At 65.5% G+C, this 22,623-nt stretch carries 27 protein-coding genes and 1 pseudogene; 14 read left to right on the plus strand and 14 right to left on the minus strand.

The genetic code is table 11. From position 1 onward, the window contains the following. Positions 1-12 precede the first annotated feature (12 nt). Genes LIW51_RS05515 through LIW51_RS05525 form a run of 3 tightly spaced genes read right to left on the minus strand, consistent with a single transcriptional unit; the run spans position 13 to position 2,620 of the window. A complete protein-coding gene (locus LIW51_RS05515) occupies positions 13-447 on the minus strand; it encodes a Mut7-C RNAse domain-containing protein (protein ID WP_227376213.1) in 435 nt (144 codons plus the stop codon). Further along, on the minus strand, positions 447-2,186 hold the full coding sequence (locus LIW51_RS05520; protein WP_227376214.1) for a DNA polymerase/3'-5' exonuclease PolX: 1,740 nt from the start codon (positions 2,184-2,186) through the stop codon (positions 447-449). Before LIW51_RS05520 ends, LIW51_RS05515 begins: the two co-directional genes overlap by 1 nt. Next, entirely contained in the window at positions 2,183-2,620 is a 438-nt protein-coding gene (locus LIW51_RS05525; RefSeq protein ID WP_227376215.1) for a DUF5788 family protein, read from the minus strand. Before LIW51_RS05525 ends, LIW51_RS05520 begins: the two co-directional genes overlap by 4 nt. A gap of 117 nt (positions 2,621-2,737) precedes the next feature. Between LIW51_RS05525 and LIW51_RS05530 the strand changes: the two genes are divergently transcribed. From LIW51_RS05530 to LIW51_RS05550, 5 genes are read left to right on the plus strand one after another with little or no spacing between them, the layout of a single operon-like run. Then, entirely contained in the window at positions 2,738-3,436 is a 699-nt protein-coding gene (locus tag LIW51_RS05530) for a class I SAM-dependent methyltransferase (RefSeq protein WP_227376216.1), read from the plus strand. A gap of 56 nt (positions 3,437-3,492) precedes the next feature. Beyond that, entirely contained in the window at positions 3,493-4,389 is an 897-nt protein-coding gene (locus tag LIW51_RS05535; RefSeq protein ID WP_227376217.1) for a rhomboid family intramembrane serine protease, read from the plus strand. Then, a complete protein-coding gene (locus tag LIW51_RS05540; protein ID WP_227376218.1) occupies positions 4,389-5,219 on the plus strand; it encodes an endonuclease V in 831 nt (276 codons plus the stop codon). Before LIW51_RS05535 ends, LIW51_RS05540 begins: the two co-directional genes overlap by 1 nt. A gap of 24 nt (positions 5,220-5,243) precedes the next feature. Next, complete coding sequence (locus LIW51_RS05545) at positions 5,244-6,095, plus strand: SDR family oxidoreductase (RefSeq protein ID WP_227376219.1); 852 nt, start codon at positions 5,244-5,246, stop codon at positions 6,093-6,095. Then, complete coding sequence (locus tag LIW51_RS05550; protein ID WP_227376220.1) at positions 6,092-7,408, plus strand: glycerate kinase type-2 family protein; 1,317 nt, start codon at positions 6,092-6,094, stop codon at positions 7,406-7,408. The genes LIW51_RS05545 and LIW51_RS05550 overlap by 4 nt, the downstream gene beginning before the upstream one ends. A 15-nt stretch (positions 7,409-7,423) precedes the next feature. On the opposite strand, the gene LIW51_RS05555 is transcribed toward LIW51_RS05550, so the two are convergent. From LIW51_RS05555 to LIW51_RS05570, 4 genes are all read right to left on the minus strand, one after another. Continuing rightward, entirely contained in the window at positions 7,424-8,479 is a 1,056-nt protein-coding gene (locus LIW51_RS05555; RefSeq protein ID WP_227376221.1) for an ArsA family ATPase, read from the minus strand. Between the two features lie 514 nt (positions 8,480-8,993). After that, positions 8,994-9,221, minus strand: coding sequence for an H/ACA ribonucleoprotein complex subunit GAR1 (locus tag LIW51_RS05560; RefSeq protein ID WP_227376222.1), 228 nt, complete (start codon positions 9,219-9,221; stop codon positions 8,994-8,996). Continuing rightward, positions 9,221-9,502, minus strand: a complete 282-nt coding sequence (gene srp19, locus LIW51_RS05565) for a signal recognition particle subunit SRP19 (protein WP_227376223.1) — start codon at positions 9,500-9,502, stop codon at positions 9,221-9,223. The genes LIW51_RS05560 and srp19 overlap by 1 nt, the downstream gene beginning before the upstream one ends. Before the next feature lie 72 nt (positions 9,503-9,574). Next, a complete protein-coding gene (locus LIW51_RS05570) occupies positions 9,575-10,666 on the minus strand; it encodes a PGF-CTERM-anchored ABC transporter substrate-binding protein (RefSeq protein WP_227376224.1) in 1,092 nt (363 codons plus the stop codon). A 63-nt stretch (positions 10,667-10,729) separates the two neighbouring features. Here LIW51_RS05570 and btuC point away from each other — a divergent pair, with 63 nt between their 5' ends. Further along, positions 10,730-11,839 (plus strand): vitamin B12 ABC transporter permease BtuC, encoded by a 1,110-nt coding sequence (gene btuC, locus LIW51_RS05575; protein WP_227376225.1) that lies wholly within the window; start codon positions 10,730-10,732, stop codon positions 11,837-11,839. Further along, the gene (locus tag LIW51_RS05580) at positions 11,836-13,089 is read left to right on the plus strand and encodes a heme ABC transporter ATP-binding protein (RefSeq protein WP_227376226.1); all 1,254 of its coding nucleotides are present in this window, start codon (positions 11,836-11,838) and stop codon (positions 13,087-13,089) included. The genes btuC and LIW51_RS05580 overlap by 4 nt, the downstream gene beginning before the upstream one ends. Before the next feature lie 106 nt (positions 13,090-13,195). Here LIW51_RS05580 and LIW51_RS05585 read toward each other — a convergent pair whose 3' ends face one another. Next, positions 13,196-13,435 (minus strand): hypothetical protein, encoded by a 240-nt coding sequence (locus tag LIW51_RS05585; RefSeq protein ID WP_227376227.1) that lies wholly within the window; start codon positions 13,433-13,435, stop codon positions 13,196-13,198. Positions 13,436-13,771: 336 nt separating this feature from the next. On the opposite strand from LIW51_RS05585, the gene crtID reads away from it, so the two are divergent. The 3 genes from crtID to cruF are packed head-to-tail and all read left to right on the plus strand — an operon-like array spanning position 13,772 to position 16,971. Beyond that, positions 13,772-15,298 carry a bifunctional phytoene desaturase/3,4-desaturase gene (gene crtID / locus LIW51_RS05590; protein WP_227376228.1) on the plus strand — a complete coding sequence of 509 codons (1,527 nt, stop codon included), beginning with the start codon at positions 13,772-13,774 and terminating at the stop codon, positions 15,296-15,298. 19 nt (positions 15,299-15,317) lie between these two features. Next, positions 15,318-16,145, plus strand: coding sequence for a prenyltransferase (locus LIW51_RS05595; RefSeq protein ID WP_227376229.1), 828 nt, complete (start codon positions 15,318-15,320; stop codon positions 16,143-16,145). Next, positions 16,138-16,971 (plus strand): bisanhydrobacterioruberin hydratase, encoded by an 834-nt coding sequence (cruF, locus tag LIW51_RS05600; protein WP_227376230.1) that lies wholly within the window; start codon positions 16,138-16,140, stop codon positions 16,969-16,971. The genes LIW51_RS05595 and cruF overlap by 8 nt, the downstream gene beginning before the upstream one ends. Here the strand turns inward: cruF and LIW51_RS05605 are convergent. From LIW51_RS05605 to LIW51_RS05625, 5 genes are all read right to left on the minus strand, one after another. Further along, positions 16,968-17,915 carry a phytoene/squalene synthase family protein gene (locus LIW51_RS05605; protein ID WP_227376748.1) on the minus strand — a complete coding sequence of 316 codons (948 nt, stop codon included), beginning with the start codon at positions 17,913-17,915 and terminating at the stop codon, positions 16,968-16,970. The genes cruF and LIW51_RS05605 overlap by 4 nt on opposite strands. An 85-nt stretch (positions 17,916-18,000) precedes the next feature. Further along, entirely contained in the window at positions 18,001-18,147 is a 147-nt protein-coding gene (locus LIW51_RS05610; RefSeq protein WP_227376231.1) for a hypothetical protein, read from the minus strand. Continuing rightward, a complete protein-coding gene (locus LIW51_RS05615) occupies positions 18,102-18,536 on the minus strand; it encodes a GerW family sporulation protein (RefSeq protein WP_227376232.1) in 435 nt (144 codons plus the stop codon). Before LIW51_RS05615 ends, LIW51_RS05610 begins: the two co-directional genes overlap by 46 nt. A gap of 14 nt (positions 18,537-18,550) precedes the next feature. Continuing rightward, positions 18,551-18,856, minus strand: coding sequence for a hypothetical protein (locus tag LIW51_RS05620; protein ID WP_227376233.1), 306 nt, complete (start codon positions 18,854-18,856; stop codon positions 18,551-18,553). 91 nt (positions 18,857-18,947) lie between these two features. Then, positions 18,948-19,757: an ArsR/SmtB family transcription factor gene (locus tag LIW51_RS05625; protein ID WP_227376234.1), complete on the minus strand. Its 810-nt coding sequence runs from the start codon at positions 19,755-19,757 to the stop codon at positions 18,948-18,950. Between the two features lie 102 nt (positions 19,758-19,859). On the opposite strand from LIW51_RS05625, the gene LIW51_RS05630 reads away from it, so the two are divergent. Continuing rightward, the gene (locus LIW51_RS05630) at positions 19,860-20,198 is read left to right on the plus strand and encodes a DUF7344 domain-containing protein (RefSeq protein ID WP_227376235.1); all 339 of its coding nucleotides are present in this window, start codon (positions 19,860-19,862) and stop codon (positions 20,196-20,198) included. Between the two features lie 66 nt (positions 20,199-20,264). Further along, on the plus strand, positions 20,265-20,711 hold the full coding sequence (locus tag LIW51_RS05635) for a hypothetical protein (RefSeq protein WP_227376236.1): 447 nt from the start codon (positions 20,265-20,267) through the stop codon (positions 20,709-20,711). An 8-nt stretch (positions 20,712-20,719) separates the two neighbouring features. Here the strand turns inward: LIW51_RS05635 and LIW51_RS05640 are convergent, their stop codons facing one another. Next, positions 20,720-20,926, minus strand: a complete 207-nt coding sequence (locus LIW51_RS05640; protein ID WP_227376237.1) for a DUF7501 family protein — start codon at positions 20,924-20,926, stop codon at positions 20,720-20,722. A gap of 96 nt (positions 20,927-21,022) precedes the next feature. Between LIW51_RS05640 and LIW51_RS05645 the strand changes: the two genes are divergently transcribed. Together LIW51_RS05645 and LIW51_RS05650 are read left to right on the plus strand one after the other, a co-directional pair. Next, positions 21,023-21,877 carry a GHMP family kinase ATP-binding protein gene (locus LIW51_RS05645; RefSeq protein WP_227376238.1) on the plus strand — a complete coding sequence of 285 codons (855 nt, stop codon included), beginning with the start codon at positions 21,023-21,025 and terminating at the stop codon, positions 21,875-21,877. After that, positions 21,858-22,589 (plus strand): annotated as a pseudogene (locus LIW51_RS05650) (TIGR00266 family protein). The gene LIW51_RS05645 and the pseudogene LIW51_RS05650 overlap by 20 nt, the downstream one beginning before the upstream one ends. The last annotated feature ends 34 nt before the right edge of the window (positions 22,590-22,623 follow it).

Raw genomic sequence — 22,623 nt, forward strand, 5'->3', positions numbered from 1 at the left:
ACCGCTAACGCCTCACCGTCGGATTTCTTCGAGCGTCCGTTCGACCGACGCCCAGTGGCTCCCCTTCCAGAACCGTTTTCCGCAGTCTCGACACCGCCAGACCGTTTTCTCGTCGGGCGCGTGGTCGGGTTGCCGACCCGCTTCGCGCACCAACGTCCCGTTACAGTCCGAGCACCGAGCGGGTTCGGAGAGCGAGAGGTCGAGACCTCGACCTCGGAGTTCTCGCAGTTGGTCGGTCACGTCGAGCGATTCGACGAGGATGGAATCGTCGGTTCGCGCCGCCAACTCCTCGTCCCGCGTCACGAGCGTCCGGCCCTCCTCTCGCGTCATTTCGAGAATCGCGTCGTCGTCCTCGATACCCCTGTCGAGGGCGTAAGCCGCGTCGTACCCGCACATCCGGAGGTAGGTCGTGAGCTTTCCCAACATCACGTCGAGAAAGAGGGCCATCAGTGGCAGAACTCCCGAAGGCCCTCTGCGTCGCGGGTGTTGAGCACGTCACCGGCCTCGGCCCACCCGCGTCGGGCGGTGTGAATCCCGTACCGGACGTTTCGGTACTCGCCGGGGCTGTGGGCGTCCGTATCGATGGCGACGGACGCACCCTCTTCGACCGCGACCTGCACCGCCGCCCCCCAGAGGTCGAGGCGGTGCGTGTTGCTGTTGATTTCGAGTGCGACGCCGTGTTCCGCGGCGGCTTTCGCCACCTCGCGCACGTCGAAATCGACGCCGGGGCGTTGGTTGATGAGGCGACCGCTCGGGTGGCCGAGTACGTCGACGCTCGGGTGTTCGATGGCCCGAACCAGGCGTTCCGTCGCGTCTCCGTTGAGTCCGCTGTGCGGCGAGGCGATCACGACGTCCAAGTCGGCCAGCACGTCGTCCGCGACGCTGATTCCCCCCTCCGCGTCGATGTTCGCCTCTACGCCGGCGAACACGTCGATCGGCGCGTCTTCCGCGACCGTTCGAATCGCTTCCATCTGCTCGCGGAGTTCGTCGTCCGAGAGGCCGACGCCGCCGACCATCCCCGGCCCGGTCGCGTGGTCGGAGACGGCGATGTAATCGAGACCGAACTCGGCGGCCCCGTCGACCATCTCTTCGACGGTGTAGCCCCCGTCAGACCAGTCCGTGTGGAGGTGGAGATCGCCGCGAACGTCGCCCTCTTCGACGAGATCCGGAAGCTCTCCGGCGACCGCGGCGTCGATTTCACCCCTGTCTTCGCGCATCTCGGGTGCTATCAACGGCAGGCCGAGCGCGTCGTACATGCTCTCTTCCGTCTCGCCGGCGATTCGCTCGCCGACTCGCTGGCCCGCGTCGGGGTCGTCCACCTCTGAAACGTCGAACACCCCGTACTCGTTCACCTTCAGGTCGCGTTCGATGGCGTAGTTCCGCAGGGTGATGTTGTGGTTCTTGCTCCCGGTGAAATACTGCAACGCGCTCCCGAACTCCTCGGGCGCGATGGCCCGGAGGTCGATACGCACGTCCGAGACGCGGATGGCGGCCTTGTCGGTGCCCGCCTCGATGACCTCCGTCGCGCGTTCCCAGTCGGTGAAAGCATCCACGACCGCCTGCTTGTCCTCGCTCTCCGCCAGCACGTCCACGTCGCCGATGGTCTCGCGCCAGCGCCGCAGGGAACCCGCGAGTTCGCAGCGTCCGACGCTCGGCACGTCGGCGAAGAACGCGAGCACCTGTTCGCCCACCGGCCGGGCGTCGCCGAGCAGTTGCCGACCGCGAACGGTGCGGGCGAACTCGATTCCGTCGAGAATGTTCTGTTCGGTCTTCTGCCCGTACCCCTTGAGTTCTTGGATCTCCCCGTCGCGGGCGGCCTCCTCCAAGTCGTCCAGTGTCTCGACGCCGAGTTCGTGGTAGAGGTCGCCGACAGTCTTCGGCCCGACGCCTTCGACGCGGGTCAGTTCCTCCATCCGGACGGGTAGCTTCTCGCGCTCCTCTTCGAGCGCCTCTATCTCGCCCGTCTCGAAGTACTCGACTACCTTCCCGGCGATGGAGTCGCCGACCTGCGGAATCCGTCCGACTTCGGCCGGGCCGCCCGCCGCCATCTCCTCGATATCCTCGGGGTAGTCCCGGATGTTGTCCGCGGCCCGGCGGTAGGCTTGGGGTTTGTACCCTACGTCCTGCGCTTCCAGTAGGTTCGCGTACTCCTCGAACAGGTCGGAAATTTCGGCGTTTCTGCTCATAGTCGTGACCGTTTACCGGCGTTTTCGTGCCCCAGCGCTTTCTTCAGGAACGACATCCAGCGCTTCATGTCCGCGGTGTCTTTCGCCCGCTCTTCCGCTTCGAGGTCGGTCGGCCCCAGACTCTCCAGCGCGTTCAGCGCCCGGTCAATACCGATGATGCTCTCGACCAGACGCTCACCCTCCTCGCGGGAGATATCTTCGTTTTCGAGTCGCTGTCTGCGCTGGAGGCGTTCCCGGCGCAGGTTCGACTTGGCCCGGTCTACCTGGTCGCGCTCGCCCGGTGGAATCGTCTCCCGGCGCTTGATTTCGAAGACGAACTCACGCAGGTTGATATCCTCCCCCTGCACCGTTATCGTCTCGGGGATGGCCGCGCCGACGGTCGCCCCCTCGCGTTCGACGCGCTCCAGTAGCTGTTTTCGCTCGTACCCTTTCACACGTGCTACTCGTCGTCGCAGACAAAAAGTTCCTGCCCCTATGCGTCCCGAGAATAGATTCCCCACCCGCAAATGAGGCCGGAAAAAGCATTACTTGCTCGGGCCGCTAAAGGGAACATGAAGAAACCCGGCGAAGTGTTCGAAGATTCTCGCGTCTACGACCCCGGCATCGAGGCCATCGTCCCGCGGTACGACGAACTCCACGACGCGATTTTGAACGTGCCGCCGCAGGAGCGCACCGACGAGATTCGCGTCCTCGAACTCGGCGCGGGAACGGGGGAACTCACCGCGAAACTGCTCACCCGCTTCTCGGAGAGCAGCGTCCTCGCCGTCGACCACAGCGAGAAGATGCTGGCCGAAGCCGAGCGCAAACTGGAGACGTTCGGCGACCGGGTCGATATCGAGCAGGGCGCGTTTCCGGATGACCACCCCGCCTCAAGTGGGGAGTTCGACCTCGTCATCTCGTCGCTCGCCGTCCACCACCTCTCCGCCGAGGAAAAGCGTACCCTCTTCGACGCCGTCTTCGACGCGCTCGTCCCCGGCGGCTGGTTCGTCAACGGCGACGTGATCCACTTCGATGCGCCGCACCTGGAGACGCTCTCGGACGCGATGATCAAAAACTGGGTTCGCGCCAAAGGCTGGGAAGAAGAGGAGTTCATGGAACGCTGGCAGGCCAGCGACGAGTACGACGACCCCGACACCCTCACCGACCAACTGGTGTGGCTCCGCGAATCGGGATTCGACTCAATCACGTCCATCTGGCAGTACTACAACTTCGCCGTCTTCGGCGGGCAGCGGCCGGAAGACCCCCGATAGCGACGGGCACCGAACCACCCAAACCCATTTCTGCTGTCGGTTCAAACGACAAACCAATGGCGAACTGCGACCTGTGTGGTCAAAACGAGAACATGCCGTACAAATGTCGGATGTGCGGCGGGACGTTCTGCGGCGAACATCGTCTGCCAGAAAATCACTCCTGCCCGGGGCTGAACGAGTGGAACGACCCGAAAGGGGTCTTCGACAGCGGGTTCGACGACAGCGTGGAGAACCGAGGACGGAGCGGGACGTTCAGCGTGAACACCGGAACCGGCGGCCCCCTCGCGTACTTCCGGGGGAACATGACGTTCGTCTTCCTCGGGTTGATGTGGCTGACGTTCATCGCTGAGTTCCTGGTTCTCAACTTCGGAAGCGAACAACTGTTCAGCGAGCTATTCCTCCTCCAATCGACGCACATCGAGCGCGTTTGGACGTGGGTCACCTCCATCTTCGCCCACGACCCGAACGGATTCTTCCACGTCGCCGTGAACAGCATCGTGTTGTACTTCTTCGGCCCGGTGGTCGAACGACGCATCGGGAGCAAGAAGTTCACCGCGCTGTTCTTTGGAGCCGGAATTCTCGCCGGACTGGCGCAGGTCGGCGTCGTGGCTCTCACGACTCCCGGTGAACCGTCCGCAGTCCTCGGCGCGAGCGGGGCGGTGGCGGCCATCATGGGCGTGCTCACGGTGCTGAACCCCAACCTCCGCATCTACCTCTACTTCATCATCCCGATGCCGCTCTGGCTTGCGACGCTCGCGTTCGCCGTCTATTCGGCGTTCACCAGCGTCTCCGGCGGTATCGGCGCGGGCGGCGTCGCGCAGCTCGCGCACCTCACCGGCCTCGGACTCGGTCTGCTGTACGGCGCGAAGCTCAGGAAGGAAGGTCAGCGCGCGCCGAAACAGCTCGAATTCGGCGGTGGTGGCAGGGGCGGAATGGGTGGCAGACGGTTCTGATGACCGTCGCTCATCCCGAGTTCGTGCCGGACGCTTCGCTATCGCGCGAGGAGATGGAGGCGCTCCAGCACGAAGTGGCCGAGACGGCGGTGTTCGAAGACGAGTTCGGGTTCGACCCGATCGCGGTTCAGGCCGCGGCCGAAAACGCGCAGACTCGGCTTCCGACCGGAGGCGGTGACGGCTCTGAGGGGGACCGCGAGCGAGACGGAACCGACGCGCCGGTCGTGGTTGGCGTCGACCAAGCGTTCGTCGGCGACTACGCGGTGAGCGCGATCGTCGCGCTCCGCGACGGCGAGGTCGTCGAGCGCGCTCACGCCGCGGTCAAGACGGAGATTCCGTACATCCCCGGCCTGCTGTCCTTCCGCGAGGGAGGGGCGATTCTGGCGGCGTTCGAGGAGCTGGCGGTCGACCCCGACCTCGCCATCGTTGACGGGAGCGGACGAATTCACTTCCGACAGGCGGGCATCGCCACACACATCGGCGTCATGCTGGACGTGCCGGCCATCGGCGTCGCCAAGAACTTGCTCTGCGGGAAACTGCGCGACCCGCCGCAGGGTCACATGGACGAGGGCGAGCGCGTTTCCATCGTCGCGAACAATCGGGTCAGCGCGCCCAACGGAACCGTCATCGGCTACGCGCTCCAGTCGCGCCAGTACGACAACCCCCAGAAGCGCCATGTCAACCCCCTCTACGTCAGTCCCGGCCACCGGGTGAGCGCCGGGACGGCGGCGGAGCTTGTCTGGAAACTCTGCGCGGGCTACAAACTTCCGGAACCGACCCGGCGGGCGGACGCCTACGCCGACGAGGTGAAGGAAACCGTTGGTACTTAGCCACCCCCCTTCGAAGGAAACCCCATGGCCGAGACTGTGCTGATTACGGGCTGTTCGTCGGGAATCGGCAGGGAGACCGCCCTCTCGTTCCTCGCGGACGGCTGGGAAGTGTACGCCACTGCCAGAAACCCCGCCGATATCCAAACGCTCGGCGAGCAGGGCTGTCACGTCGCCACGTTGAACGTCCGAGAGGACGATGACGTAGACCGCGTCGTCTCGCGCATCGTGGACGAACACGGGCACGTCGACTGTCTGGTCAACAATGCGGGATACGCCCAACCTGGCCCCGTCGAAGACGTACCGATAGAGCAGGTGCACGCGCAGTTCGACGTGAACGTCTACGGCCCTCTTCGCCTCGTGCGGGCCGCCCTCCCGCACATGCGCGAGCGAGGGAAAGGAACCGTCGTCAACGTCTCCAGCGCGGTCGGGCGCGTCGCCGTCCCCGGCATGGGAATCTACAGCGGGTCGAAGTTCGCACTGGAAGGAATCTCCGACGCGCTACGTTCGGAAGTCGCGGAGTACGACGTCGACGTCGTGCTGGTCGAACCCGGCCCGGTAGACACGCAGTTCTACGAGTGGGCGAACGGGGAGATAGAAGGCGTCGAACGCTCCGGAGCCTACGAACGATTCTACGAGATGTACGGCGACCGGCAGGCGGTCGACGGCGGGATGCCCGGCGCGGTGCATCCGAAGGAAGTCGCCGACACCATCCTCGACGCGGCGAACGTCCAACACCCCGAGGCGCGCTATCCCGTCGGCACCGTCGCCGAACTGACCGATTACGCGCGAATCCTCCCGGCGGCGTGGCTCGACAAGCTCTACGGAACCGTCTCGGAGCTTTCGACCAGCGACTGGGCGAAGAAGTTCCTCGGATGATAGCAAATCGAGAGGCGCTCGCCGCGACGCCCGCACGCGACGCGGCGCTGGCCTGTATCGAGGCCGGAATCGAGGCGGCCCACCCGCGAACCGTCGTCCGCGAGCAGGTCGTACTCGACGGGGAGGCGCTTCGAATCGGGAACGAAAAGTACGATCTCTCGGTGTACGACGAGGTGGTCGTCATCGGTGGCGGGAAAGCCGCCGCGCAGGTCGCGGTCGCGCTCGAATCCGTTTTGGGCGACCGCATCGCTCGCGGCGCGGTCGTGACCAACGACCCCGAGGAGACGACGACCGTCGACGTGCTTCCGGGCGACCACCCCGTGCCGAGCAAGGAAGGCGTCGAGAGCACCCGACGGGTGCGCCGCCTCGCCGACTCCGCCGACGAGGAGACGCTCGTCTTCGCGGTCGTCACCGGAGGCGCGAGCGCCCTCCTGCCCGCGCCCGCGGACGGAATCTCGCTGGCGGACCTACAGGGAGCGACCCGCGACCTGCTCGATGCGGGCGCTAACATCGACGAGATAAACGCCGTTCGCAAGCACTGTTCAGCGCTGAAAGGCGGGCAACTCGCCCGCGCGGCGGCTCCCGCCACCGTCGTCGGTCTACTGTTCAGCGACGTGGTCGGCGACGATCCCGGCGTCATCGGTAGCGGGCCGACCGCGCCGGACGGGACGAGCTTCGAGGACGCGCTGGCCGTCCTCGACCGGTACGGCGTGGAGTCGGCCGTTCGAGACCGATTGGAGCGCGGTGCCTCCGGCGAACTGTCGGAGACGCCCGACGAAGACGACCACGTCTTCGACCGCGTCACGAACCACGTCCTCGCAAACGGGTTCACGGCGCTCGACGCTGCCCGCGAAGTCGCCGACGAACGAGGGTACGAAGCGATGATCCTCTCCTCGCGCGTTCGCGGGGAAGCGCGCGAATCCGCCGCGACCCACGTCGCCGTCGCCGAGGAAGTTCGGGAGACAGGAAATCCTCTGGTTCCGCCGGCGATTCTGCTCTCGGGCGGCGAGACGACGGTCGCGGTTCGCGGAGCGGGCGAGGGCGGCCCGAATCTAGAGTTCGCCCTCGGTTCCCTCCTCGAACTCGACGCGGGCATCACGGTCGCCAGCGTCGATACCGACGGACGGGACGGAAGCACCGACGCCGCGGGCGCGCTCGTGGACGACGAGACGGCGGTTGAGGGCGGGGAGGAGGCACTTCGGGAGAACGACGCGCACCCGTTTCTCGATTCGGTTGGGGCGCTCGTGGAAACCGGGCCGACGGGAACGAACGTGAACGATTTGCGAGTTTTAGTGGTCGAGCGGCGCGACTGAGGGTCCGGTCGAAAATCAGTCCAAACACGCCGCGACGACGCGCAGCATCTCCTCGCCCCGCACCTCGTCGGCGAAGAGGGGAACGCGCTTGATGTCGTGGCCGCGGAACACGTCTTGGGCCTCCTGAAGCGCGCGCTGTTGCACCTGCCATCGCTGTTGGCAGAACTCGCAGGTCTCCAAATTCGGCGTGACGAACTGGCTCGAATCGACCGCGTCAGTCACGTCGGCGAGGTTCTCCATCACGCGATTGACGACGACCGTCCCCACTGGAATGTCGAACTCGTCGAGCTGCGAGAGCAGGCGCTTCGACTCGAAGACGCTCATCTCCTCGGGGATCATCACGACGCGGAAGTCGGTCCGCGAGGGGTCGCGGAGGGTCGTTCGAAGGCGCTCGATCTGACCCTTGAGCGCTTCGAGGTCGTCGATACCCTCCTCCGGGGCGCTCTCGCCGCCGAACACGCCCTTCACGCCGTCCATCATCCCCTGCAATCGCTGGCGGAGCGACACTATCCGCCCGACCACCGTGTCCATTATCTCGGGGAGTTCGAGCAGGCGGAGGGTGTGGCCCGTCGGCGCGGTGTCCACGACCACCCGGTCGAACCGGTCGTCGTCCAGAAATTCGATGAGTTTCTGCATCGCGGCGGCCTCGTCGGCCCCCGGCATCGCCCCGCCGAGCAGGGAGGCCATCGGCCCGTCGTCCTCGCCGCCGAGGAGCCCGCCGAGCGGACTCTCGCCATCGAGCGGGCCGTCGTCGCCGAACACCCCGGCCTGCTCTTCCAGCGCTGCGTCGGGGTCGATCTCCGCGGCGAAAAGCGGGACGTCCTCCCGGATCCGCGTCGCCTCCGCCGGAACGTCTCGCTCGAAGGTGTCGGACAGCGAGTGCGCCGGGTCGGTCGAGACGACGAGCGTTCGCGTCCCGTCGCGCGCGCTCGCCAACCCCGTCGCGGCGGCCATCGTCGTCTTGCCGACGCCGCCCTTGCCGCCGTAGAGGACGTACTCCGGGGCCTCCACGCCCGCAGGCACGTCCGCCTCGTCGATTCGCTCGACGGGTTCCACGTCGATTTGGCTCATGGCAGTGGATATCGGGCGCGGACACGTGTACCCGTCGATCTCTACGCGACTCCATTTGGAGGCGATGAAAAGTGGGCATACGGCGATGTCTCGTCTGTCTCGTCTCGGAAGGCTCCAGAACGACTTCGTGGTGATTCACCCCTTTCAGTCCCACTCGACCGCACCCGCCACCACGACGGCTGGCCGACCAGCCGCAGTAGACACACTTCCCTTCGCCGAGAAGCGCGCTATCTCGTCCGTTCCACATCCTGGCGGACTGAAAGGGCGAGGGGTGCGAGGCGCAGTGCGCCTCGATTACGAATGGTGCAACCGTGAGTGGGGTCGGCGAAGCACGAACCCCTAAGCACCGCAGGAGCGAACGAACGTGAGCGCTGAGGAGCGCAGGGCGGTTCGCGCGAGCATAGCACACGAGGGCTTTCTGAGAATCGAACGCTCCGCGAACGAAGTCGGCGATAAAAGCAACAAGTACGATGATTCCCGGAGAAGCTAACGCTCCAGCAACAGAGACGAGTCGCTATCGCGCGTACAGTTTCGATCCGACAAGGGCGGCCAGTCGCGTCCCCTCGTCCGGCGACACCGCGAGGTACGGTCGTTCGACCGGGCCGAACACGTCGACGACGCGACCCACAGTCTGTAAGCTCTCGTCCACCACCTCGGTGCCGAGGTCGGGGTACACCTCGCCCGGCGACCGGACGATGGCGAGACCCTGCGCGGTTCGAACGACCTGCCCGAGTCGGCGCATCAGTCGCGCATGGCCGACACATAGGCGGCGACGGCCTGAACGAGGTCGTTCTTCGAGGAGTCGTCCGCGTTCTTCACCAGCACGCGACCGCGCTCTTCCCATCCCTCGCGCGAGTAGGCTTTGTCGCGTTCGATGACGGTGTCGTACCCGACCTGCTGAACCGCGCGGGCGATCTCGTCCACCGTCGGCTCCTCGACGGCGGCGCGCTCGGGCACCCGCCGCCCCTCGCTCCGAGTCAACTCCGCGTCGAGATACGCGGGCCAGATGACTATTTCGACCATACTTCCTCTCCGTAGTCCCCCGTTAAACGCCTTTTCGTGTCGCTCGCGCCGAGTCCTCCCCGCCGAATCGTCTCACTCGCGCCGCGCGAGGAGGGCGGTTAACGCGAGCGCCACCAGCGCGGCGGGCGTCCCGAAGCCAGGTTGCCCGCCGGAACCGGTCGTGGTCGTCTTGTTCGCCGTCGTCGTTTCGGTCGTCTCCGTCGTCGTAGTCGTACTTGTCGCGTTCGCCTCCGCGTACGCTTCGGGGTGAAGCGTCTTCGCCAGTTTCGCGATGGGGTAGACGATACGCGGAGCGGGCTGGTTCAGATAGTTCTGATTCAGCGACACCGTCCGGTTCTCCTTCGCGGCGGGCGTGTCGCCGTACGCGTCGGGGATCTTCGTGCCCGGCGAGGCGACGAACCACTCCGGTTGCCGTCGAACGACGACCTCGCTGCTGATCTGTTTGTAGCTCTGGACTCCCGCTTTTGCGGCGACGTTCGTTCCGCCCGCCGTTTCGATGATGGTGTGGATGAACGTCCCCGTTCCGGCGGTGTAGCCGCCGCCCATAACGTACAGCACCTTCGGTCGGTCTTCGCCCTCGACCGCTTCACGGACGGTGCTGACGCGGTCTTTCATCCACGAGACGGTCTCCGCCGCCCCCTGACACTCGCCCGTCAACTGCCCGGTCAACTCGGTCTTCGCGTAGATATTTCGGAGCGACTTCGACTCGCGGAACTTGTAGACGGTCAGTCCCGCGTCACGGAGTTTCCGGACGGTCTGGTCGGAGACGACGTTCGGCGCGAGCACGAGGTCGGGTTCCAGTGCGACGACCTTCTCGGGCACGACGGTCGTCATCCCGGCCCCCGAGACGTTCTTCTTCACGCTCGCACCGTCGAGGTACATCGCGTACTTCGTGACGCCGACGACCTTCTCCTTCCCGCCGATCTCCCACATCGTTTGGGCGGCGCTCGGCGAGAGCGTGACGATCTTCTGTGGTTCCTTCTGAACCGTAACCTTGGTTCCCGTCGCGTCGGTCTTCGAAATCGGGAACGAACAGGCTTCCTGTGTCGCTTCGGCGACGCCGACAGCGTCGGCAGCACTAACGGAGTTATCAGTACCAGCAGCACCGACGGAGCCGAAAATCGCGGCGACGACGAGCATCGTCGACAGCAGTAGATATCTCATGACACTCGACACGTCGAGCGTATTCAATAAATATTTACCTAAAGCAACCAGACTTGGATACAGATGCGATATGGGACGCGCGTGACGACGTGGTGCGGGGGATTGACGGTAGCGTTGGTGGTCGTCGTGCTGGCGAGCGCCGCGACCGGCCCGACGTCCCTCTCGCCGGTCGTCGTGGCGAAGACACTGCTCAACGCGCTGGCGGTACCGACCGGGGTCCGACTCGCTCAGCAGACGCTGTCGATTCCCGGTGGTCTCTCGCTCGGCGTTCCGTTTCCGAACTTCTCGTACAACCCTCTCTTCTCCTTCGCGGTGCCGCGAACCGCGGAAGTCATCGTCACTCGCCTCAGAATGCCGCGAATCGCGCTGGCCGCGGTGGTCGGCTTCGCCCTCGCCACCGCGGGCGTCGTGATGCAGGGCTTCTTCCGAAATCCGATGGCCGACCCCTCCATCATCGGCGTCTCCTCGGGCGCGGCGGTCGGGGCGGTTGCGACCATCGCGTTCTCGATTTCGCTCCCCTTCGCGCTCCCGGCGTTCGCCTTCGTCGGCGCGATGGTCGCCGCCTTCGGCGTCTACCTGCTGGCGACGCAGGACGGGCGAACCCCGGTCGCCACGCTCCTGCTCTCCGGGGTCGCGGTGCAGACGCTCCTCGGCGCGGTCGTCTCCTTTCTCCTCCTTGAGAGCGGGGAGAGCCTGCGGGAAGCCGTCTTCTGGTTGATGGGCCACCTCCACTACGCCTCGTGGGGCAAGGTCGGCGTCGCGCTTCCCGTCTCGCTCCTGGGTTTCCTCGTCCTCGCCGCCTTCGCGCAGGAACTCAACGTCCTCCTGCTCGGCGAGGAGGACGCCCACAATCTCGGCGTCGAGGTCGAGCGAACCAAACGACTCCTCCTCGCCGTCGCTAGCGTGGTCACCGCCGCCGCGGTCGCGGTGTCGGGCGTCATCGGATTCGTCGGCCTCGTCGTGCCGCACGTGATGCGCCTGCTCGTCGGGCCCGACCACCGAATCCTGCTCCCGACCAGCGCGCTCGCCGGGGCCGTCTTCCTCGTGGCGACCGACACCGTCGCCCGCTCCGCGGCGGGCGCAGAGCAACTCCCGGTCGGCATCGTCACCGCCTTCCTCGGCGCGCCCTTCTTCCTCTACCTGCTCCGCAAACGGGAGGTGCACGCGCTGTGATTCGAATAGAGGATGTGGCGGTGTGGCTCGGAACCTCCCGCGTGCTCGACGGCGTTACCGCCACCGTCGAGGACGGGCAGTTCGTCGGACTCGTCGGGCCGAACGGTGCGGGGAAGACCACCCTGCTCCGGGCGATGAACGGCGTACTCTCGCCCGAGGAGGGACGCGTACTGGTCAACGGCGACGCCGTCTCGGACCTCTCCTCGAAGGCGGCCAGTCGCCGCGTGGCGACCGTCCCGCAGGACACGTCGCTCTCGTTCGACTTCGCCGTGCGCGACGTGGTCGCCATGGGTCGCAACCCGTATCGCTCGCGGTTCGGCGGTCGCGCGGATGAGAAAAAAGCGACCGAGACGGACGCGGACGCGGTCGAGCGCGCGATGGAGCGAACCGACGTGGTCGAGTTCGCCGACCGTCCGATCACCGCGGTAAGCGGCGGGGAGCGTCAGCGCGTCTTGCTCGCCCGCGCGTTGGCGCAGGACACCCCTACCCTCCTGCTCGACGAACCGACCGCGAGCCTCGACATCAACCATCAGGTGCGGACGTTCGAACTCGTCCGCGAACTGGTTCGAGAAGGGAAGACCGTCGTCGCGGCCATTCACGACCTGAACCTCGCCGCGCACTACTGCGACGAACTCCTGCTCCTCGATTCGGGGTCGGTGCTCTCGTCCGGCCCGCCGCCGGACGTGTTGGCCGAGGACACCCTCCGCGAGGCGTTCAACGCTCGGGCGGTCGTCTCCCGCCACCCCGTGACGGGGTCGACCTACGTGACCGCGCTTCCGGAACGGACGGCCCCCGCCCGCGAGGGGCGCGTCCACGTCGTCGGGGGCGGCGGAACCGTCTCGCGCCTGCTCTACTTGCTCTCGGCGGCGGGGTACGAGGTGTCCGTCGGCGTGTTGAACGAGGGCGACTCCGACCTCGAAACCGCCCGACTGCTCGGACTGGACGCGGTGGTCGAGGAACCCTTCGCGCCCATCGGCGCGAGCGCCCGGGAAGCGGTTGAAGCGCGAATCTGCGACGCGGACGTGACCGTGCTCGCGGACGTGGAGGTCGGTGCGGGCAATCTGGCGAACCTCGAAGCGGCCGGCGAAGCCGACTCGGTCGTCGTCGTCGAAGAGCGTCCCTTCGAGGAACGGAACTACGCCGGGAGCGACGCCGCGGCGCGCTATCGGTCGCTCTGCGAGCGTGGGACGGTCGTCTCGCCGGACGAACTGCTCTCGGCGGTCGAAGCGAGCGTCGGAGCGCACTCCTGACTCGGAGATTGTCAGGTCGCGTGTCGCTTGCGCACCAGTTCGAACAGATCAGCGCGGCGAACGTGCTGGCCGCGAGCATGACGATGGCCGCGATACCGACCGGAACCTAGGGTGCGATCACCGCTCTGACGCCAAGGAGAACGCCGGATGCCAAGGCCGTCATGAAGCGTTTCACGCCCGAGAGCGACACGAACCCTTGCGCGAGCGTCGGGTCGAGACTGACAATTCGGGACCAGACGACGTACAACGTCACCACGACGAAAAACGAGAGTACTGCGACACCGAGTAACAGTAAGAATGCGTCGAGTTCCTCGTCTGGTACGTCCGTTGAGTAGGAGCGCGGCACACGCCGATATAAATTTATCTGAAATCTAATATTTTCACGAGAGTAAAGAGGTGCAGCGTGGGAGTAACGGTACCCGAGATGAGAACTTTCGTGAGAGGGTTGGTGACACTTTGGAAGGAGGCCAACCTTCCGCCAGAGCCTCTGGCACCGTCGGATTACCTATACTCACGGCTGCACACTTGCGCGCCCGAGTCAGGAAGGGCGCATCCGAATATACGGACTTTGCTACCTTTGTTATACGCCAGCTAAACGTCCGGCGAAACGACCTTATGCAATGGCAAAGACTCCTGTCCATCGGGGTGTCGTTTTTATCAGCGTCGCGCTCGCACGGTACGTATGAACCTCGTCGACCAACCCGTCGTCGTGGTGGGGAGCGGGTTCGGGGGACTTTCGACGGCGTGCTACCTCGCCGAGGCGGGTGCGGATGTGACCGTACTGGAGAAGAACGACCAGCTCGGCGGGCGCGCCAGCCGCCTCTCCGTCGACGGTTTCCGGTTTGATATGGGTCCGTCGTGGTACCTCATGCCGGACGTGTTCGAGCGATTTTTCGCGCACTTCGACCGCTCGCCGGACGACTACTACCGGTTACAGCGACTCGAGCCGCACTACCGAATCTTTTTCAAGGGCGAGGAACCGCGCCCCTCGGGTCGTGCGAGCGGCCCTGAGACGCGAGCGGCCCGTAACCCGGTCGATATCCTCCCCGACATCGAACGGAACAAGGAGACGTTCGAGGCCTTCGAACCGGGCGCGGGCGTGGAACTCCAGCGGTATCTCGACCGGGCGGAGCGGAACTACGGCGTGGGGATGGAGTACTTCGTCTACACCGACCGCGCCCGCTTTCGAGATTACCTCTCGTGGGACGTGGCGAAGAACGCCCGCGGCCTGAACCTCCTCGGGTCGATGCAAGACCACGTCGAGAACTTCTTCGACCACCCGAAGCTCCAGCAGATCATGCAGTATACGCTCGTTTTCCTGGGCGGTTCCCCGAAGAACACGCCCGCCATCTACAACCTGATGAGTCACGTCGATTTCAATCTCGGCGTCTACTACCCGGAAGGCGGCCTCGGCGGCGTGGTGGACGGTATCGTCGAACTCGGCGAGGAGTTGGGCGTCGAGTTCCGAACCGACCGCGAGGTGACCGGCATCACCGGCCATGAGGGCGATTTCCTCGTCCACGGCGGGGAGGAAGCGACCGCCGCCGACCTCGTGGTGAGCGACGCCGACTACGCCCACACTGAGCAGGAACTCCTACCACCGGAAGCACGGCGATACAGCGCCGACTACTGGGAATCGCGCACCTACGCACCGTCGGCGTTCCTCATCTACCTCGGCGTCGAGGGCGACGTAGAACCGCTCGCCCACCACACGCTCGTCCTGCCGACCGACTGGAACGCCCACTTCGACCGGATATTCGAGACTCCCGCGTGGCCCGACGACCCGGCTTACTACCTCTGCGCGCCGAGCGAGACGGACGACGCCGTGGCTCCCGACGGGTGCAGCAACCTCTTCGTCCTCGTCCCCATCGCGCCCGGCCTGCCGGACGGCCCCGCCATCCGCGACCGATTCCGCGAGAAGATGTTGGACGATATCGCCGAGAACACCGGCGTCGAACTCCGCGACCGAATCGTCTTCGAGGAGCGGTTCTGCGTCTCGGAATTCGCCGAGCGATACAACAGCACGAAGGGAACCGCGCTCGGACTGGCACACACGCTCCGGCAGACCGGCCCCATGCGTCCCGGCCACCGCTCGCCGAAGGTCGACGGACTGTACTTCACGGGGTCGTACACCACGCCCGGAGTCGGCGTGCCGATGTGCCTCATCGGCGGGCAGCACGCCGCGGACGCCGTCGTCGAAGACCGGTGAACCGAAAGCATCCGACACGATGATTCGACAGCTGTTGAAACTGTCGCGCCCGCGGTTCTGGCTCTACCTCGCCGGGCCGGTGTTGGTAGGGGTCGCCTACGGAGCGTCTTCGGTCGACGAACTGCTCTCTTTCCCCGCGCTCGCGCTGTTTGCCTACTTCCTCGTCCCGGCAAACGTCTTCCTCTACGGCGTAAACGACATGTTCGACGCCGACGCGGACGAGGTGAATCCGAAGAAAGACGACCGCGAAGGCAGGTATCGCGGAAGCAGGGCGGTTCCGGTCGCGGTCGTCGTTTCCGCCCTGTTCGGACTCTCCCTCTTGCTCGTCACGCCGTCGGTCGCGTGGCCGTGGCTCCTCGCGTTTCTCGTCCTCGGAGCGGGATACTCCGCGCCGCCGCTGCGATTCAAGACGACGCCGTTCATTGATTCCGTCTCCAACGGTCTTTACGTCCTGCCGGGAGCCGCGGCCTACGCCGTGCTCGCGGGAAGCCGTCCACCCCTGCTCGCCGTCGCGGGCGGGTGGCTCTGGGCGATGGCGATGCACACCTTCTCCGCGATTCCCGATATCGACCCCGACCGTCGGGCGGAGATACGAACGACCGCGACGGTGCTCGGAGAGCGCGCAACGTTGGCCTACTGTGCAGTCTGCTGGCTCCTCGCGGCGGGCCTGTTCGCCCTCCTCGACCCCCGCGCAGGCGCGCTGTTGCTCGCCTACCCCGCCCTCGTCGCGACGTGGGTCGTCGGCGACGTGCGAATAGACCGCGCCTACTGGTGGTACCCGGCCATCAACGCCGCCGTCGGGATGGTGCTGACGCTCGGCGGTCTGTGGGGTGTCGTCCGTGGATAGACGCGACGCGGAAGTGAGGCTGTCGGAACTCGTCCGGAACAACCGGTTTACCATCGCCATCGTCTTCCCCCTAGTCGGTGCTCTACTGTTCGTGGCGGGCTACGAGGGGTGGCTTCCGGCGCGACTCGCACACGACCCGATTCTCATCCTCCTCGGGACGCTCGTGATGCGGTCGCCGCTCGTCGTCGGACTCGCGCCGCTCGTCGACCGCCGGGCGGGAATCGCGCTCCTCGCGCTGACGGCGTACACGTACGCGGTGGAGTTCGTCGGCGTGACCACCGGCTTTCCATACGGCGAGTTTCGCTACGGGCTCGAACTCGGCCCAACGCTGTTCAGGACGGTTCCGGCGGGCCTCCCCGTCTTCTTCTTCCCCCTCGTGCTGAACAGCTATCTGCTCTGTCTCCTCCTGCTTGGCCCCCGAGCGCGGTCGCGGCTCGTTCGATTCGTGGCCTCGCTCGCCGTCGTGCTGGTCATCGACCTCGTGTTAGACCCCGCCGCCGTCGCCCTCGGCTTCTGGACGTACGCCGAGGGTGGCACGTACTACGGCGTTCCCCTCTCGAACTACGCGGGGTGGCTGGGTAGCGGCGCGGTCGCGGTCGGACTGGTCGAACTCGGTTTCGACTGGCGCGCGCTCCGAGAGCGACTCGACCAGTGCGAGTTCATGCTGGACGATATGGTGAGCTTCGTCGTCCTCTGGGGCGCGATGAACGTCTACTTCACGAACTGGATTCCCGTCGCAGTCGCCTTCCTGCTGTTCGTCGGCCTCCGCAGGAGCGACCGGTTCGATTTCGCCGTCTTCCGGTCGTCCCGCGGAACGCCTCGCTAGCGCGTCGGCGTCCGCGAACTGGTTCCCGCACGTCGACCGGGCCTCTCGGAAATCGCGCTCACGGTTCGGAAGACGGTTTCCGGGTTGCGGCAGAACTGCCAGCGCCAGCGTGTTCGGGCGGCGACCCACGCCGTACGGACGAGACCGAGTTGCGGGGTCGCCGAGAGCACGTCGTACTCGCGCGCCCGGATGAGTCGGTGGTGTTCGGCATAGAGTACGGCGGCGAGCAGGACGGGAAACCGGCAGTCGGCGGGGAGGTACCGGATGCCCCTGACGCCGTGCCAGTACAGCGATTCGGCCCGGCGGAGTTCGTCGCGCATCGCGGCGGCGAACTCCGCGGAGAACTCCAACCGGTGAATCTGCTCGTCGGTGACGCCGTGGCGCGCGAGCGTCGTCCGAGGGAGATAGATTCGGTCGCGCTCTTCGATATCCTCGCGCACGTCGCGAATGAAGTTGGTCAACTGGAACGCCTCGCCCAGCGCGGTCGCATGCGGTCGAGCGCGCGCAGGGTCGGCGGCGCCCACGACCGCGAGCATCATCCGACCGACGGCCGCCGCCGACCCCCGCATGTACGCTTCCAGTTCGGCGTAGTCCTCGTAGCGCCCCTTTTCGATGTCCGTCGCCATCGCGTCCACGAACGACTCGATCTCCCGATCGGGGATGTCGTGTTCGTCCGCCATCTCGCGGAAGGCGACCAGAACCGGGTCGTCGGTCGGTTCCCGACCGAGCGCCCGCGCTCGAAGACGCTCTAGCGCCGCGTATTGGTCTTCGGGCGGGACGCCCGCCGCGTCGTCCACGACCTCGTCCGCCGTTCGGAAGAAGGCGTAGAGGACGTACGTCGGGTGTCGCACCCGCTTCGGGAGGAGTCGAGTTGCGACGTAGAACGTCCGTCCAGTTTGGCGATTGATCGCTTTGCTCGTTGCGAGTTGTCGTTCCGTGACCATTCGGAAACCCCCGCCCCCGGCGACGTTCCGTTCGAGTACGACGGTGTGTTCCATAAATCGTTTGCGCCAACAGATCGATTCGTGATTACTTCCGTCCGAAAAGCACCCCGAGGACGAACCCGACGACGAGGGTGACGCCGACGCGACGCGGGTTCGAGAACCGGACGAATCGCGTCTCGTCCGGCGTCAGTTCGAGCGCGCCGACCGGCGTCGCTCCGACGCCGCCGCCCATCCCGCCGCCGTCTTCGTCCCCTCCCCCCCGAACCCGTACCCGACGCTCGCCACGGGGACGACGGTTCTATCGCCGACCGACACCGGGTCGCCGTAAACGGTCTCGACGCTCGCGCGCTCGCCGAGTCGCTCGGCCAATGACTGAATTCGTTCGAAGTTCACCGTATCACCAGCCTCCGAGTACGCCGGACAGCGACAAGGGAGTTCGGGGCGACTCGTCGAATCGGCGAGTCGTCCCGCGCCGTTCGTTCGAGGAACTATAGTGACGTATATAGTACAATTAGCGACGCTTTTCGTGTCCCAGCAGTAGATTCGGGACGTGGCGCGTTCCGGTTCCGTCATGGTACGTCGAACCGTCATCCACCGTCCGCCAGCCAGTCCGCGCGCCACACAGTCTCCTCGCCTCATCGCTCGGTTCGACCCTGCAAGAGCAAGCCGACGCCGAGCAGCCAGCAGCCGACGCCGACGCCCAGAACTCCGAGCGAGAGCCTCCCCCCCGTTCCGCCGACCGCCGAACCCCCCGCCGCGACCGTCCGAACGAGAACGGAAACCGCGTCCGTCGTCGTCGCCGACGCGACGACGATATCCGCGATTCCGACGAGAACGACGGAGAGCGAGAGGACGAGCACCGCCGCTCCCGACGCCATCGAGAGCGTTCCGACGGTGTGGATGGTTCTGCTGTCGAGCACACGCTCGACAATCGATAGCACCTGACACACCATAGTATTATCCGAGAGAACGAGACGATTCGTTCGGGTAGTCGAGGCGGACGATCCGTCGGCTTCCGCGGCGCGGCAGGGTTCACACCCGCCCGCGCCGCGCCCGGACGTACCAGACCGCGAACCCGAGCGCGAGGATCAGCGCGCCGCCCGCGAAGAAGAGCAATCCCGGCGGGAGGCCAACGCCCGCTGTCCCCTCCGCGACCGTCAGCGTTACGGTCGTGGTCGCATCACCCACCGCCGTGGTGGTCTGATCTGCGACGGTTGTCGCCGTATCCGCGGTCGTTCGCGCCGTGTCTTCCATCGTTCCGCCGTCCGCGGGCGACTGCGTCGTGGCGGTCGCATCGCCGCTTCCCGCGCTACCGCTCGTCGTTCCTTGAGCGACGTCATCGCTGCCGCCCCCGTTCGACGACTTCCCGTCGCTGTTGGAGTCACCGCTCGTCAGTGTCAACCCGCCGGACGAGAGTCGCTGGACGACGAGGCTCGCCAGTCCGAGGACGCCGAGACCGCCGAGCAGGTTTCTGAGGGCGGATTTCAACCCAACGGTGTCCGACTCGTTTCCGGCGAAGAGCACGAGGGGTTCCGCGGCCGGGGCGTACACCTTCATCTCGCGGCCTTTGCTGGAGTAGATCATGTCCGCGACCTTGACGAGGTTTCCATCCTCCAGCTTTCCGAGGTGGTACTGGGCGTTCTGCAGGGACGTATCGACTCGCTCCGCAATGGTCGCGGGGGTCGCGGGTTCCTCGTAGAGGGCGGCGAGGATGTCCCGACCGGTCTGCGAGGAGAGCGCCGCGACGAGTTTGTCGGCGTCGTCGCTGTCGACGCCGACGACGCGAGGGTCGCGTTCTTCGTCCTCGACGGAGTCGAGGGAGGAGGGCGGGAAATCGACCATACCGTGACATTCCGGGGGACTACTATAACTCTGACCGACCCAGCGATACCCGGCGTTTTATTACGCCGGACTGAAAACCCACCTATCGTTAGCCGAGAACATATGGACGGGGAGGAGGATTCGCTGCGTACGCTCTTACAGATACTCGCAGAGCCGCGGCGACGCTACGCGCTGTATCATCTCCGCCGACGCGACCGGTCGACGGTGACGCGCATCGCGGACAACGTCGCGGGGTGGATGGCCGCGGGACAAGGCGAACCCCTCTCGGGGGAGACGCACGTCAGAATCTACACTGACCTCCACCATACCGACCTTCCGAAACTCGCTGCCGCCGACATCGTGAGATACCGCGGCGACGAGCAGGTCGAAGTCGCACGATTTCCGGAGGTGCTTCACGCCTTGCTCGACGTGACGCTCGAATTCGACGATGGGGCGACCTGAGCGACCGACGGTGCACGATTTAGTCCATCACTAATAAAGTCAACAGTCCGCGAAGATTCGCGGACGATGAGTCGGATGCAGCGGGCGCTATCGCTTATCGGTGTCGCGTTCTTCGTGGCCGGTATCGTCGTCACGGTCGGCGTGGTCGACCTGCCGACCCCCGGCGTGCAGTCGCAGTCGTCCGATTCTCTCCCTACGACCGTCGTGGACGATGGCGCTAGCGGTTCCGACGGCGCGGTCGGCACGGAAGACCGGCCCGGCGCGAGCGCAGCCGAAGCGAGTGGCGAGGAAGACGAGCGAGACGAAGACGAGCGAAAACAAGAGCGGGAAGAGCGGAAAGAGCGGGCAGAAGAGGACGAGAGAGACGAGAAGGACGGGAAGGACGAGAAAAAGCAAGAAGAAAAAGAGAAGGAAGACGAGAAGAAAGACCGGGAGGAGCACGAAGACGGACACGGAAAAGACGAGTCGGGCGAGGACGAAAACGACGGAAATCGGGGACTCGGAAACGGGTGACGGCCCCGCTATCCACCCCACTCGCCGCGCATGTCGCCGCCGATCCGTTCGCGCCACAACTCGAACTCGTCGTTGCACGGCTGATTCTCCCTGATGTGTACGATGAATCCCCAACTGCCGTCGTCGAGGGGGGCATCGCAGAACGGACAGCGTTTCGGATTGTTCCACTGGAAGTCGTCCCCGCGGGCGAGGCTTGGCTCGACATACCATGACATAAGGTAGCATACTGTAAAATTTTCTGGGAAGTGATAGACATTTGGATTTGTTTTTAGGTATTTAGTGCATATATATCCACGAATACTCCTATTTTAGTGAATATTTCCACCCCTGACGACTCCGACGCGCCGGTCGGCGGATTGAAGGGTCGCTTCCGCCTCGATACCCGTATGAAAGCGTTCGCTCCGGGTAGCGTTACGGCGGTGTTCGCGCCGGCGGAGTCGGGAGACGGGTCGAAAGGTGCGAGCATGGCCATCGAGAACGGCGTCGTCGCCGACGTGCGGGCCGCGGCTCAAACCGAGGTATTCCTCGACGGCGACGCCACTGACTTCGAACCGGTCGAAGGCGTACTCGACGGACTCGGCGTCGCGGCGCGCGTCGAACTCGACGCCTCCGTCCCCGTCGGTTGCGGGTTCGGCGCGAGCGGCGCGGCGACCCTGGCGACCGCGCTCGCGGCGAACGAGTCGTTCGAACTCGGACTTTCGCGGGACGAACTCGTGCAGGCCTCGCACGTCGCGGAAGTCGAGGCGGGCACCGGCCTCGGCGACGTGTTCATCCAGTCGGCGGGCGGGCTGCTGATGGACGACGGGTCGGGTCGCAGGCGGTGGGAGCCGACCGACGCCGTCGAGTACGTCTCTTTCGGCGGCGTGGCGACGAGCGACGCCCTCGGCGACGACGAACTCATGGCCAGAGTCGAGACGGTCGGCGGGCGAGTCCTCGATTTGCTTCCCGAGGAGCCGTCGCTCGAACGGCTGACCCGCGATTCGTGGACGTTCGCCCGCGAGATCGGACTGCCGACGGACAGGATTCGGGAGACGGTAGCGGAAGTCGAATCCGCCGGCGGCGCGGCGAGCATGGCGATGCTCGGCGAGACGGTGTTCGCTGTCGGCGTCGAGGACGTCCTTCCTCACAGGACGAGTATCTCGTTCGATGGTTCTACCGTCCTGTAACTACGCAACTTCTTATAGGAAGACGGCCCTCGAATTACCGTATGGAGTACGAAATCACAAACGGGTCGAGCAACGCGGTTCTCACGGCCACGCTCGACGAGGGGAGACCATCGAAGCGAAGACGGGCGCGATGGTCAGTCGGAGCGCGAGTATGAACACCGAAGCGCGGGTCGGCGGGGGCGACGGTCTCAAGGGGATGCTCTCGCGGGCCATCAGCGACGAGCGCGAGATGGTGTCGAACACGTTCACGGCGGGCGTCGACGAGGCACACGTCACGCTTGCGCCGGACGCGCCCGACGACGTCGTCGCAATCGACCTCGCGGAGACCGGCCGCATCAAAGCCCAATCGGGGTCGCCGCTGGCGTGGACGCCCGAAGTGGAACACGAGACCGCACTCAACGACGCGCGGAACTTCTTCTCGTCCAACGAGCTAACCGTCCTCGCCATGACGGGCGACGGTATCGCGTTCCTCTCGTCGTAAGGGTCGATCTACAGCGTCGACATCGTGGACGACGACCCGCTCATCGTGGACGAAGACCACCTCGTCGCGTGGACGGACGGTCTCGACCTCACGCGCGAACGCGACGGCGGCATTAAATCCTCCGTACTCGGCGGAGAGGGGCGGATCACGCGGTTCTTCGGCGCGAGAACCGTCTGGCTCCAGACGCGCAACCCACTCGTATTCGCGAACGCGCTCTCGACCGATAACTGACGGGTCGGTCGCCGTCGGTTTTTTGCCGTTCGGC

The sequence above is a fragment of the Haladaptatus halobius genome (assembly GCF_020618475.1).
GTDB classification, from domain to species: domain Archaea; phylum Halobacteriota; class Halobacteria; order Halobacteriales; family Haladaptataceae; genus Haladaptatus; species Haladaptatus halobius.

What these genes read in the sequence shown, in the direction of transcription:
- LIW51_RS05515 (WP_227376213.1), bottom strand. Translation starts at nt 447, where the DNA reads ATGGCCCTCTTTCTCGACGTGATGTTGGGAAAGCTCACGACCTACCTC.
- LIW51_RS05520 (WP_227376214.1), bottom strand. Translation starts at nt 2,186, where the DNA reads ATGAGCAGAAACGCCGAAATTTCCGACCTGTTCGAGGAGTACGCGAAC.
- LIW51_RS05530 (WP_227376216.1), top strand. Translation starts at nt 2,738, where the DNA reads ATGAAGAAACCCGGCGAAGTGTTCGAAGATTCTCGCGTCTACGACCCC.
- LIW51_RS05535 (WP_227376217.1), top strand. Translation starts at nt 3,493, where the DNA reads ATGGCGAACTGCGACCTGTGTGGTCAAAACGAGAACATGCCGTACAAA.
- LIW51_RS05540 (WP_227376218.1), top strand. Translation starts at nt 4,389, where the DNA reads ATGACCGTCGCTCATCCCGAGTTCGTGCCGGACGCTTCGCTATCGCGC.
- LIW51_RS05545 (WP_227376219.1), top strand. Translation starts at nt 5,244, where the DNA reads ATGGCCGAGACTGTGCTGATTACGGGCTGTTCGTCGGGAATCGGCAGG.
- LIW51_RS05550 (WP_227376220.1), top strand. Translation starts at nt 6,092, where the DNA reads ATGATAGCAAATCGAGAGGCGCTCGCCGCGACGCCCGCACGCGACGCG.
- LIW51_RS05555 (WP_227376221.1), bottom strand. Translation starts at nt 8,479, where the DNA reads ATGAGCCAAATCGACGTGGAACCCGTCGAGCGAATCGACGAGGCGGAC.
- LIW51_RS05560 (WP_227376222.1), bottom strand. Translation starts at nt 9,221, where the DNA reads ATGCGCCGACTCGGGCAGGTCGTTCGAACCGCGCAGGGTCTCGCCATC.
- srp19 (WP_227376223.1), bottom strand. Translation starts at nt 9,502, where the DNA reads ATGGTCGAAATAGTCATCTGGCCCGCGTATCTCGACGCGGAGTTGACT.
- LIW51_RS05570 (WP_227376224.1), bottom strand. Translation starts at nt 10,666, where the DNA reads ATGAGATATCTACTGCTGTCGACGATGCTCGTCGTCGCCGCGATTTTC.
- btuC (WP_227376225.1), top strand. Translation starts at nt 10,730, where the DNA reads ATGCGATATGGGACGCGCGTGACGACGTGGTGCGGGGGATTGACGGTA.
- crtID (WP_227376228.1), top strand. Translation starts at nt 13,772, where the DNA reads ATGAACCTCGTCGACCAACCCGTCGTCGTGGTGGGGAGCGGGTTCGGG.
- LIW51_RS05595 (WP_227376229.1), top strand. Translation starts at nt 15,318, where the DNA reads ATGATTCGACAGCTGTTGAAACTGTCGCGCCCGCGGTTCTGGCTCTAC.
- LIW51_RS05605 (WP_227376748.1), bottom strand. Translation starts at nt 17,915, where the DNA reads ATGGTCACGGAACGACAACTCGCAACGAGCAAAGCGATCAATCGCCAA.
- LIW51_RS05610 (WP_227376231.1), bottom strand. Translation starts at nt 18,147, where the DNA reads ATGGGCGGCGGCGTCGGAGCGACGCCGGTCGGCGCGCTCGAACTGACG.
- LIW51_RS05625 (WP_227376234.1), bottom strand. Translation starts at nt 19,757, where the DNA reads ATGGTCGATTTCCCGCCCTCCTCCCTCGACTCCGTCGAGGACGAAGAA.
- LIW51_RS05630 (WP_227376235.1), top strand. Translation starts at nt 19,860, where the DNA reads ATGGACGGGGAGGAGGATTCGCTGCGTACGCTCTTACAGATACTCGCA.
- LIW51_RS05635 (WP_227376236.1), top strand. Translation starts at nt 20,265, where the DNA reads ATGAGTCGGATGCAGCGGGCGCTATCGCTTATCGGTGTCGCGTTCTTC.
- LIW51_RS05640 (WP_227376237.1), bottom strand. Translation starts at nt 20,926, where the DNA reads ATGTCATGGTATGTCGAGCCAAGCCTCGCCCGCGGGGACGACTTCCAG.